Source organism: uncultured Oceanicoccus sp. (assembly GCF_963968385.1).
Taxonomy (GTDB): domain Bacteria; phylum Pseudomonadota; class Gammaproteobacteria; order Pseudomonadales; family Dasaniaceae; genus Oceanicoccus.
Genome location: NZ_CAXAHB010000003.1, coordinates 44468 through 55252, shown reverse-complemented (window position 1 = coordinate 55252; position 10785 = coordinate 44468). Strand labels below are relative to the sequence as shown.

Genomic DNA, 10785 nt, shown 5'->3' with positions numbered 1-10785 from the left:
AGTTAAAGGTTGTTGACCTTGAACCGGCTTGAGTGGACCCTCCCGAAGAAGGCCCGTTGTTTTTATAATGACTGTCAGCAACATATGTTCTTTCATTTCCAATAGGCCCATCTACTACTGGCAATGTTATTAACTTTGCAGCGGCTTGAGTGGACCCTCCCGAAGAAGGCCCATTGTTTTGATAACTATTGTCATTAACATTTGGTTTTTCAGTAGGATCATCAGGTTTATCGTGTGGTAATCCTTTAGTTATATCCGCATCTACTATGCCAAAATTATGCGGCTGAACCACTTGGAGCGGATCCGAGCCGTGACACCCCGCTATAAATAGTAAATTAAAGAAAATGACTATCGTTCGATTACGTCGGGTTATAAAACGCATACTGCAACCTCCTGGTTCGCGTTACTGATATACCTTAACCCTCTTCATGATACATCACCACTACCTCTGGTAAGGCTATATGCAAAGAGTCCTAATTCCACTATATTTTTCGACACTGTTATTGAAATTATTATCTGTACCTAGACACGCGTTTATTCTTTAGGTTCCGCCTCTCCCTCCTTAGATCATCGACAATAATACTGACGTCTATATGCTTATTATGAATACCGTAGCGTCGCGAAAATTAGCCGCTCTTTTTAGGGACTGATTTGTTTTATGCATTAGTGGAGGGATGCACCGGTGCTCGCTGCATCATAGTGGGGATCATAATACTTTTTGTTGCAGAATCTGGAAATGGCTGGGCGAACACAACCTCCCATGCCGACTGAATCATCTTTTTAGCTTCATCCTCTGTGAATATCCCCAAAACACAACCCGCCTGAATAAAACCTTCTAAGCGAAAAACGGTTGCAGGGGGTACACTGCTATTTTTCATATAGGCGGTAAAAATTGCCCTAACCCCAGTCTCTACTTCATCGATAAACTCAGTTTTACTTTTAAACGTTTCCATAGAATTCCATGCAACTAGGAGCACCACAAGCAATTAAAAGCATACTCAGCGGCAAAGCAAAATACCGTTAATCCGAACAAAACCCAATATCATAGCAACTCACCAAGATCCAAAACTATCACAACTAAACCACCTCCTGGACCAATACCCAAGGGGCCACGACAACGGCCCAGAGGGTCACCTGCCCTTCAAACCAAAGGGCTGCCTGCTGGTCATCAACTTTAGCTATTGCTTGTTCAGTTAACCATTGCTCCACCGCTTCTTTATTATCCAGACTTAACTGACAGGCCACCTCAATAAGATCAATACCATTGGCCACAGCGATCACTGCACCGCTGGCATAATGACGCTGCAGCTCTTGCCAATCAATTTTGGCAGTTTCTTTATTGAGTTTGGTTTTTAATTCGCTGTAGGTATCTTTGGGGCTGATAATATCTGACGCGGTTGCTGAGGTAGATTGTTCCGGCGGCTGTTTCAAGGATTTATCTCTTTATGCTAAAAATGACGGTCTGGCTACCAGTGTTTAATGGAAGCCGCTGAATTCTAACATAAGCAAATAACGGCAACATCTAATAACTATACCCAGCTTGCAGTTACCCCCCTAACTGCTTGGCGATCCTCTGATACCAAGCTTGCAACTGACTACAACCTTCCGGAATAGACTCCTTTACCCACCCTGCGAAATCACAGAGCACAAAGGCATCGATATCCGCCAAACTGATAGCATTACCCACTAGATAATCACGCTCAACGAGATGGACTTCCAACGCTTGAAAAAAACTATGCAAACGTTGTTGACCACGCTCGACCAAGGCAGGTATTTGCTCGATCACCTCATCACCCGGCAGCGCTCTTCCTTGAAAAAAATCACCGCGATTACGCAGCATTTCTGCCACCGCAGCTAAGCCATCAACAAATACTTTATGATCCCAACCAATAATTTGAGCCTGCTCGAGAGGGGTTGAACCCAGCAAAGGCTTATCAGGATATAAGCTCTCTAAATATAAACAGGCACTAATAACATCAGTTAACACCGTACCATCATCTAGTTGTAAGGCCGGTACTGTACAGTTGGGGTTAATGGCTCTATAGGATTCGGTGAATTGCTCCTTGTCGCCGAGATTGATTGTCTGCGTTTCTATATCAATACCCTTGTATTGCATAAATAGCTTTAAGCGACGGGGATTGGGGGCCATCTCAAAAGTATATAGTTTCATAACTTTTCCTTGAACAAACAATAAGACCGATCAAAATTCGATATAAAGCGAACCATTAGCTATCCCTTTTAGTGGGTTTTCCACCTTAATCATAGGCAATGACTTTGTAAACTATGATTCAGTTCAACAAACTGATCTTACAAAAATCATTTCCCTTATTCAGAAAAACACTTATCAGTAGCTTAGGCATATTGTTAGATGATGCCTTCTATAATTCACCAACATAATTTATGATGAGGGCTGCTTGCGTAAACCTCAGGATGATGGTTTATACATAACACTTCTCAACGGCTCTTAAATACATGGATGGTATCAATTTGAAACGCTGCAACCAACATGTTGGCAAGAGGCCGCATGTTTATCAATGCAATGAATGCATCTTATTAACCAGCAATGCATTGGGTAAAGATAACTACAGCCACCATGCTTTAAAAATTGCTTTTGCCATGGAAAACGATCGCTTTTGCATTCAACATAGCCAAAGCACAAGTTCAGTTGATGCTGCGATTATTAAACCCGACTATCCGCATCATATTGACACTCATGATACTTGGCACGCACTATTGTTAATTAATCCTGAATCTGAGCAGGCTAAACGTATTATTGATCGCTATTTATATAACACCAACACTTACCATCCTAATATTGGCACAATCAAAACAGCAAAAAAGCTACTAGCCCCTTTTATAAACAACAGCAACGATTCCTTTTTAGCCGGGCAAACCATTATAAAATTGATTGCAAACTTCACTGATCACAGCGTGAATCGAAACACCGTTGAACCTCGAATTCAAGTCATTATTGACCACATCAATAACTGCAATGGCAGCCTACCCTCTATCAATCATCTGGCGGAACAAGTTAGTTTATCTACCAGCAGATTATCGCATTTATTTAGTCAAGAAATGGGCGTATCACTAAAGCAGTACCTTCTATGGCAAAAGCTTTACCATGCTGGCTCTCGTATCGCTACAGGGGAACTTATTATGGAGGCTGCGGTTGCCGCAGGGTTTTCAGATGCCGCTCACTTTAGCCGCAAATTTACCAAAATTTTTGGACTGCCACCCTCTAAAATGTTAAAAACCACTGAATCAATTCGCTTTGTTGCTGATAGTAATTTTATGCATTAATTCTAGTGACTTAGCGCCGTTGGCGATGCCCATACCATCTAAGAGAAACCCGATAATAATGGCTATAAAACGCTGCGACTGGTGCGAGGATAACCCACTCTACCAACGCTATCACGATCAGGAATGGGGCACACCGGTATATGACGATCAGACGTTATTTGAATGTTTAACTCTGGAGGGCGCTCAGGCTGGTTTATCCTGGATCACTATTTTGAAAAAGCGTGAAGGCTATCGCAAAGCCTTTGCAAATTTTGAGGTAGAAAAAGTGGCGCGGTTTAGTGACAAGAAGCTCGAGAAGTTATTACTCAACCCCGATATTGTGCGCAATCGATTAAAGGTTTTTTCAGTTCGAAAAAACGCTAGGGCGTTTATCGACATACAAAAAGAATTCGGCAATTTTACCGATTATATCTGGGGCTTTGTTAATGGTGAGCCCATTCAAAATAGTTGGAAAACCCTATCTGAGATACCAGCAACCAGCCCAGTGTCCGATACTATTAGTAAAGACCTTAAAAGGCGCGGTTTTAGCTTTGTCGGTTCTACCATTATTTATGCTTTTATGCAGGCAATAGGCATGATCAATGATCATATTAGGGACTGCCATCGCTATAAGGCACTCAGCAAAAAATAATTAACTAATAATAATCAATCATTGACCACATCAACATAGTGGCTTGGTTGGTTAATCGAGGCGCTTTTGAGCGCCTCTTTTGTTGTCTGATTATTGATCTAGCGGGGATATAAGTAAACTGATAACGCCTCTCGTTGCTGCTCATTCAAGGGGAAAACCGGCATTGGCGGTGTTGGTGCTAGAAAGAAATCAGTCATTTCAGCTAAAGTGTAACGTTGGGCCAGACCTTTTAGCTCTTTGATCGGCCGCATGGCCGTCGTTCTTTCACCACCGTGACAGTTACCACAACCGTATTGCTGATAAAGCGCTTCACCCTGCTGCTGTAATACCAGCCGCTGTTCATCGCTATAAATCGCTAGGGCTTGTTCAGGATCGACTTCAGCTACAACAGGAGGTGCAATTTCATCACTGAGCAAGACTTTTGCTTGCTCACCATAGGCTACCCGATAAATAGTGCCCGAGTAATCATCAGAAATATAAATAGTTCCATCGATGGCTTCAGTCACATCCGTAGGACGACCAATAACATCAACCTCACCTTTAAAACCCGTTAGAAAATCCTTCTCAATAATACTGCCATCTTCCTGCCAATGTAGTGAAACCACCTTGTAACCATCTCTTTCACTGCGGTTCCATGAACCGTGTAACGCAACCAAGGCAGATTTTTCAAACCCAGGCGCTTTAGTGTACCGCAGAAACTGGATACCTAGCGGTGCGTTGTGGGCGCGAAAACCATGGACGGGTGAAATAGCAGAAGCCAGCAGATTATCTTTGCCAACACCAAGATCAGGATCCAGATCACCATAGCCATTGATATAGGGCCAGCCATAAAAACCATTTTGTTCTATTTTGTTAAGTTCGCAGGGAGGAAAGTCATCACCTAATTGATCACGACCATTGTCCGTAGCATATAAACTTTGGTCCCAAGGCGCCCAATCAAAACCCACGCTATTGCGTAAACCGTTGGCATAAACAGCTAACTCGCTGCCATCAGGCTTAACTCGCATCATAGTAGCGCGCTGTGGGTCCTGTTCTTCGCAAACATTACAGGTTGAGCCTGAAGTCAGATATAGCCAACCATCAGGCCCAACCCCCACAGTTTTAGTCCAGTGACCACCATCATCCATTAAGCCCTCAACAATGCGTTGATAATCGCCCTCGACGCTACCTGTTTGCTGATTAAAACGAATCTTACCCAGAGCTGTAGACTCAGCCACATACAACCAACCATCAGCAATGTCCAGGCCATGAGGTTTTATCAGCCCGTCCAGTAATATGCGCTGACCATCCGGCAGACCATCGCCATTAACATCGCGCTCCAACAATAAAATATCACCACTGCGTGGCCGCGAAACCAGTAAATCGCCCTGTTCGGTCATATGCATAAATCGAATTTTGCCTAACCCGACTGCATAGGGGGAGACACTAAAGCCTTCAGGCATAGCAAAGCGTTGTTCTATTATTTCTGTTGAGGGGCTTTCAGTACCATAGCCCATAATGACATTGAGTAGCATCTTTGCGCTAGTGGCGGATGCTCCCGATCCAAATTGAATAAAGAGTAACGGGGCTACTATGAGTATCAATAATAATATTATTAGGGTCAGTACGACCCGCTTAAAAAAAGTTTTCATAGAGTACTTCTGCTTAATTAATATATGGCAACCATTGTTAAACAACGATGCCTAAATTTAAACCCTACTCTTCAGGCTGATCAAGCTTGATAAATAGCGTTCCTAAAATCTCATCAACCGCACTATCATCCATCCCTGCGTTATTATAATCACAACTATAGGTAATCAACACCAACAAATTATCATAACGAAGATACCACTCCCTAACTGCATCACCGTCTTCCTTGTAGGCGATGTAATAACCACTGAGTTCAGCCATCTGTGTCGACTCCGCCGGACCAAATAACTCCACTATATCACTCAAATAATCATGTAATTCGGCCTCATCGACCAAGCCAGCCTCCTTCTTTAGCGTGGTGATAGCGATTTCACCAACACCATCTTCATCGGAGATAATAATCGTCTCCTCGTCCTGATCAGCTTCCCATTCATCGGGTAATTCAATAATCCACCACTGGCTTTCAACAACGCGCATAGTTAATCCTCCATTAAACCACGACTAGCGTGTTGTCTGATAAATCACAGCACATGGTGTAGGCATCTTCCCGACCTGCCTTCGCCGGATAATAATTTTTACGCATGCCGACAACATCAAAACGTAGCGAACCATATAACTTTTTAGCGCTGACATTCGATACCCGCACTTCCAAAAAACACTGCTTGGCACCTTGCTGCTGTTGAGTTTGCAAACCGCTACTCAACAACAAACGTCCATAGCCTTTGCCTTGAATATCGGGATAGATCGCAATATTTAACAGTGTTGATTCATCCACAGCGTGGGAAAAAACGCTAAACCCTAACACCACACCCTCAACCTCTAGTACCGTGCAATGGTGGTCGCTATTAAAGCTTTCTTCAAATTGTGATTGTGGCCAAGGAAATTCCGCAGCGGCTTTTTCAACTGCGGCTACTGCCTCGATATCATTCGCTTGCATGCATCTTAATAGCATTAGCTGGATTTAATTAAACAGAGTAAGGGTTGCAGATCATTCCAGACCGCACGTTTTAACGAGCGATCAGCCAGCATCGGGCTTGCACTATGGGTGCAGATTAAAGGCAGCTGCCATTGCGGATGGGTATATAAGCTGCCATTGGTTAGCGCTTCGTCAGTGATATAGTTTGCCGCCGCCTCACCCATCACCATAATATACTGCGGCTTAAGCTGATCAACTTGCTTCGATAAAAACGCATTTAGCGTTTGTCGTGCCGCCGTTTCAGTTTGATCAATTTGAGCATTCTTAACCATCGGCCAAATAAAACTATCCATAGTCAGCTGCTGTTTTCCTGCTCCCAATGCGATTAATAGATTATGTAAAAGTTGCAAATACTCAGCAGAATTAATCTGGTCAGACAATCCATCATCAACAATCAATATATTGCCGCCACGGACTATCGATAAAGCAAACTGCGGGATAGCTTGAGCAGGACTCGTTGCGACCACAGCCTGAGTGCTCTGTCGGCTTTGCTTAGGCTTAGCTTCCCCCAACAATGCCTGCATGGCTGCGGCGCTGCCATTTTTTGCTTTGGGCATTGGCGTTGCTGGCACGTCAACTTCATTAGTCACAGCGTTCGCTTCTGCCACCTCGGCCAATACCGGCATTTCGCAAAGTACTGAGGGTAATGCAGCGGGCAAGTGCAACCTTGGGACATAACAATCTACCCCCATTGCCTGCATATAGGCCTGACGCTGCGATTCATCCATCATTGGCTTCATAGTTGGCCTAGTTGGCATAGCTAGCTAAATTCCCTTTTGTGGATGCGGTTTCAAGATACCTGCCGCTAACATATTTAACGCATTAAGGTAGGCTTTCACTGAAGCGACGATAACGTCTGTATCAGCACCCAAACCATTAACAATCACGCCATCTTTCTCTAGCCGTACCGTAACCTCACCTATAGAATCGGTGCCCTGTGTAACGGCACTCACCAAATATAATTGCAGCTCGGCCTCACTATTGGCAATTTTTTCAATCGCTTTAAACGCAGCATCAACCAGGCCATCCCCTTCTGCTTCGGTCGGCTGTTCAACACCATCAACTGATAATGTCATTGAGGCTTTGGGTTTTACCCCTGATTTTGACGTCGCTTCCAGTGCACTAAACTGATAGGTCTCTTTAATCTCGGGGGCGGTGACATCGCTAACCAGAGCCTGTAAATCCTCATCGAAGATTTCATGTTTTTTATCGGCCAGGGCTTTAAAGTTTTTAAAGGCTTCGTTTAAAGCGCCCTGACTGTCAAAACTAATACCCAATTCTTCAAAACGGGCTTTAACAGCGGCACGACCGGAGTGTTTACCCAGCACCAGTTTGTTGGCATTCCACCCTAACGACTCAGCGCTCATGATTTCGTAGGTTTCACGATGCTTTAATACACCATCTTGATGAATACCCGATTCATGGGCAAAGGCGTTAGCACCGACAATGGCCTTGTTGGGCTGCACAGGGAAACCGGTAATAGACGAAACCAATTTTGAAGTGGGCACAATATGAACCGGCTCAACGCGCGTACTCACCGGAAAGATATCCGCTCGCGTGCGCACGCTCATCACAATTTCTTCCAAGGCTGCATTGCCGGCCCGCTCACCCAAGCCATTAATCGTACACTCCACCTGTCTGACACCGTTCATTACCGCTGACAGGGAATTAGCCACCGCCAGACCCAAATCATTATGGCAGTGGGTAGAAAAAATCGCCTTGTCCGCATTGGGAATATTTTCAATCAAACGCTTAAACATCGCGCCATATTCTTCGGGCTCGCCATAGCCCACCGTATCGGGGATATTGATCGTTGAAGCACCGGCATCTATCACCGCCTCGATAATTCGGCACTGAAATTCATAGTCGGAACGACTGCCGTCCTCTAGCGAAAATTCGACATCATCGCGCAGATTTCGCGACAATTTGACCATCGCGACCGCCTGCTCTAGCACTTGATCAGGCTCCATCTGCAATTTGTATTGCATATGGATGGGTGATGTGGCGATAAAGGTATGAATTCGACCAGAGTTAGCGCCTTTTAGCGCCTCGGCTGCTCGCTCTATATCTCCAGGGACTGCACGAGCCAAACTACAGATGGTGCTGTCTTTTACCGCTTCCGCCACAGCTTTGACCGCCTCAAAGTCACCGACACTGGCGATAGCAAAACCGGCCTCGATAACATCCACCTGCATTTTCTCTAACAATTTAGCGATACGCACCTTTTCATCTTTAGTCATCGACGCACCGGGGCTCTGCTCGCCATCGCGCAGGGTGGTATCAAAAATGATCAAATTGTCTTTATTGTTCATTACCAAGTGTTCTCGTTGTTTATTCTGTGTTGTACAATCCGTACTGGATTTTAAAACTGGCCAAGCCCTTACTGTGATGTCACGAAGGATAAACTAAAAACCTAACAATTCTAATAAGTGCAGCCTAAAAATCCGATTATTTCTGTGAATAAATCGTTATAGACCTATAAATAGAGAATTGGGGGTTTTATCTACTCATTACCGACGTTTAAAGGAGTCTTTTAAGCGCTAAAAATTGGCCGATTTCTATTGGATTTAGTTATCTCTCTTCCGTATGATGCGACACCTAACGGATAATAACGCAACCATTGCTCAAAAAATAATCACTGATGGCAAAATAAACAGTATTCATTGTCACTATATCGGCTATTCATCATAGCGTTTTGCGTTGTTGATGATTAGCGCTATGGTAGCGACACTGGATAAAGGCGTTTTACACGTTATAACACCATAGAATAGAATACATTTAACGGGCATATGCTGCGGTAGAGCCCCTCAACGAAACAAGGACATTTTATGATTATTGGTATCCCCCGGGAGCTTGATGCCGGAGAAACCCGAGTCCCTGTTATCCCGGACTCAGTAAAACGCTTTACTGACCAGGGTGCACAAGTCCAAATTGAAACAGGCATGGGGCAATCGATTGGTATTGAGGATAGCGCCTACGAAAAAGCTGGGGCCACTATCGTTACCGATAGAACAGCCTTGTTAAACAATGCCGATATCATCCTGCGCTTACGCAAACCTTCTCTAGAAGAAGTCAGCCAGCTGAAAAAAGGCTCTATTCATATCTCTTTTCTTGACCCGTTCAACGAACACGAACTGGTTGATGCCTTTGCCGCAGCGGGTATTACCTCAATTAGTATGGAGATGATTCCCCGTACCACTCGCGCGCAAAAGATGGATGCTCTTAGCTCTCAAGCCAGTCTGGCTGGTTATGCCATGGTGGTATTGGCGGCTGAACGCCTCAATAAGATTCTCCCCATGATGATGACTCCGGCCGGTACCATTTCACCGTCTCGCGTCTTTATTATCGGCGCCGGTGTTGCTGGTCTACAGGCTATTGCAACCGCCAAGCGTATGGGCGCACGGGTTGATGCCTTTGATACCCGCCCAGTGGTTAAGGAACAGGTTGAATCACTCGGTGGTAAGTTTGTTGAAATTGATTTGGGTGAAACTGGCCAGACTGCTGGTGGTTACGCTAATGCATTAACCCCCGAACAGGTTCAAATGCAATTGGAGGGGCAGAAGAAGGTCTGTGCCCAATCTGACATTGTTATCACTACCGCCCAGCTCTTTGGTCGCCCTGCTCCTACCGTGGTAACTAAAGATATGCTTGAAGCCATGAAGCCAGGCAGTGTGGTGGTTGATTTAGCCGTGGAGTCCGGTGGCAATGTTGAAGGCTCTGTCGCCGGTGAAGAGGTAGACATCAATGGTGTTAAGGTTATCGGTCTTGCCAATATGCCTGGCCGCGTGGCTAATAATGCCAGCCAAATGTATTCTGCCAACTTGCATAACTTGGTGCTGGAATACTGGAATAAAGAGACCAAGCAATTTGATCTCAATCTGGAAGACGAAATCATCAAAGGTTGTGTGATCACTCATGACGGCGCTTTGGTTAATGAAATGATCAAAAATATAAGAGGCAGCTAATTATGGACGCTATTTATTTATCATTCATCTTAATGCTCTCCATCTTTTTGGGCTTTGAGTTAATCGCAAAAGTACCTGCGACCTTGCATACACCGCTAATGTCCGGATCCAATGCTATTTCTGGCATTACCGTTGTAGGTGCGCTTACCGCAGCACACAGCGGTAGCTCCGAGCTGGCTTTATGGCTTGGCACCGCAGCGGTTGCTTTAGCATCGATCAATGTTGTTGGCGGCTATATGGTTACTGACCGCATGCTGGCCATGTTTAAGAAGAAAGGCTAAGGG

Annotated in this window: 13 protein-coding genes; 4 read left to right on the top strand and 9 right to left on the bottom strand. The window is 44.7% G+C overall.

The annotated features are described in order from the left end of the window. The 4 genes from AACP44_RS00855 to AACP44_RS00840 form a co-directional block, all read right to left on the bottom strand. On the bottom strand, positions 1-382 hold a 382-nt coding region (locus tag AACP44_RS00855), incomplete at its 3' end, for a hypothetical protein (RefSeq protein ID WP_339338057.1). Positions 383-656: 274 nt separating this feature from the next. Further along, positions 657-953, bottom strand: a complete 297-nt coding sequence (locus AACP44_RS00850) for a hypothetical protein (protein WP_339338055.1) — start codon at positions 951-953, stop codon at positions 657-659. Positions 954-1077: 124 nt separating this feature from the next. After that, positions 1078-1431, bottom strand: a complete 354-nt coding sequence (locus AACP44_RS00845) for a DUF2288 domain-containing protein (RefSeq protein WP_339338053.1) — start codon at positions 1429-1431, stop codon at positions 1078-1080. Positions 1432-1546: 115 nt separating this feature from the next. Next, positions 1547-2170: a glutathione S-transferase family protein gene (locus AACP44_RS00840; RefSeq protein ID WP_339338051.1), complete on the bottom strand. Its 624-nt coding sequence runs from the start codon at positions 2168-2170 to the stop codon at positions 1547-1549. Positions 2171-2733: 563 nt separating this feature from the next. On the opposite strand from AACP44_RS00840, the gene AACP44_RS00835 reads away from it, so the two are divergent. Both AACP44_RS00835 and AACP44_RS00830 read left to right on the top strand, forming a co-directional pair. Beyond that, on the top strand, positions 2734-3300 hold the full coding sequence (locus AACP44_RS00835; RefSeq protein ID WP_339338049.1) for a helix-turn-helix transcriptional regulator: 567 nt from the start codon (positions 2734-2736) through the stop codon (positions 3298-3300). Between the two features lie 58 nt (positions 3301-3358). Next, positions 3359-3931 carry a DNA-3-methyladenine glycosylase I gene (locus AACP44_RS00830; protein ID WP_339338047.1) on the top strand — a complete coding sequence of 191 codons (573 nt, stop codon included), beginning with the start codon at positions 3359-3361 and terminating at the stop codon, positions 3929-3931. Positions 3932-4029: 98 nt separating this feature from the next. On the opposite strand, the gene AACP44_RS00825 is transcribed toward AACP44_RS00830, so the two are convergent. The 5 genes from AACP44_RS00825 to AACP44_RS00805 all read right to left on the bottom strand — a co-directional run bounded on the left by AACP44_RS00825 (position 4030) and on the right by AACP44_RS00805 (position 8848). After that, positions 4030-5445, bottom strand: coding sequence for a PQQ-dependent sugar dehydrogenase (locus AACP44_RS00825; RefSeq protein ID WP_339338045.1), 1416 nt, complete (start codon positions 5443-5445; stop codon positions 4030-4032). Positions 5446-5626: 181 nt separating this feature from the next. After that, positions 5627-6037: a hypothetical protein gene (locus AACP44_RS00820; RefSeq protein ID WP_339338044.1), complete on the bottom strand. Its 411-nt coding sequence runs from the start codon at positions 6035-6037 to the stop codon at positions 5627-5629. Between the two features lie 13 nt (positions 6038-6050). Beyond that, positions 6051-6497: a ribosomal protein S18-alanine N-acetyltransferase gene (gene rimI / locus AACP44_RS00815; protein WP_339338042.1), complete on the bottom strand. Its 447-nt coding sequence runs from the start codon at positions 6495-6497 to the stop codon at positions 6051-6053. A 14-nt stretch (positions 6498-6511) separates the two neighbouring features. Continuing rightward, positions 6512-7294 (bottom strand): uracil-DNA glycosylase family protein, encoded by a 783-nt coding sequence (locus AACP44_RS00810; RefSeq protein WP_339338040.1) that lies wholly within the window; start codon positions 7292-7294, stop codon positions 6512-6514. 6 nt (positions 7295-7300) lie between these two features. After that, on the bottom strand, positions 7301-8848 hold the full coding sequence (locus tag AACP44_RS00805; RefSeq protein WP_339338038.1) for a 2-isopropylmalate synthase: 1548 nt from the start codon (positions 8846-8848) through the stop codon (positions 7301-7303). A gap of 516 nt (positions 8849-9364) precedes the next feature. On the opposite strand from AACP44_RS00805, the gene AACP44_RS00800 reads away from it, so the two are divergent. Beyond that, positions 9365-10501 carry a Re/Si-specific NAD(P)(+) transhydrogenase subunit alpha gene (locus tag AACP44_RS00800; RefSeq protein WP_339338036.1) on the top strand — a complete coding sequence of 379 codons (1137 nt, stop codon included), beginning with the start codon at positions 9365-9367 and terminating at the stop codon, positions 10499-10501. Between the two features lie 2 nt (positions 10502-10503). After that, positions 10504-10782: an NAD(P) transhydrogenase subunit alpha gene (locus AACP44_RS00795; RefSeq protein WP_339338034.1), complete on the top strand. Its 279-nt coding sequence runs from the start codon at positions 10504-10506 to the stop codon at positions 10780-10782. The last annotated feature ends 3 nt before the right edge of the window (positions 10783-10785 follow it).

Bases quoted from the DNA above. Each gene is read 5' to 3' on its own strand.
- AACP44_RS00830 (WP_339338047.1), top strand. From the start codon at position 3,359: ATGGCTATAAAACGCTGCGACTGGTGCGAGGATAACCCACTCTACCAA.
- AACP44_RS00800 (WP_339338036.1), top strand. From the start codon at position 9,365: ATGATTATTGGTATCCCCCGGGAGCTTGATGCCGGAGAAACCCGAGTC.
- rimI (WP_339338042.1), bottom strand. From the start codon at position 6,497: ATGCAAGCGAATGATATCGAGGCAGTAGCCGCAGTTGAAAAAGCCGCT.
- AACP44_RS00825 (WP_339338045.1), bottom strand. From the start codon at position 5,445: ATGCTACTCAATGTCATTATGGGCTATGGTACTGAAAGCCCCTCAACA.
- AACP44_RS00795 (WP_339338034.1), top strand. From the start codon at position 10,504: ATGGACGCTATTTATTTATCATTCATCTTAATGCTCTCCATCTTTTTG.
- AACP44_RS00850 (WP_339338055.1), bottom strand. From the start codon at position 953: ATGGAAACGTTTAAAAGTAAAACTGAGTTTATCGATGAAGTAGAGACT.
- AACP44_RS00810 (WP_339338040.1), bottom strand. From the start codon at position 7,294: ATGCCAACTAGGCCAACTATGAAGCCAATGATGGATGAATCGCAGCGT.
- AACP44_RS00820 (WP_339338044.1), bottom strand. From the start codon at position 6,037: ATGCGCGTTGTTGAAAGCCAGTGGTGGATTATTGAATTACCCGATGAA.
- AACP44_RS00805 (WP_339338038.1), bottom strand. From the start codon at position 8,848: ATGAACAATAAAGACAATTTGATCATTTTTGATACCACCCTGCGCGAT.
- AACP44_RS00840 (WP_339338051.1), bottom strand. From the start codon at position 2,170: ATGAAACTATATACTTTTGAGATGGCCCCCAATCCCCGTCGCTTAAAG.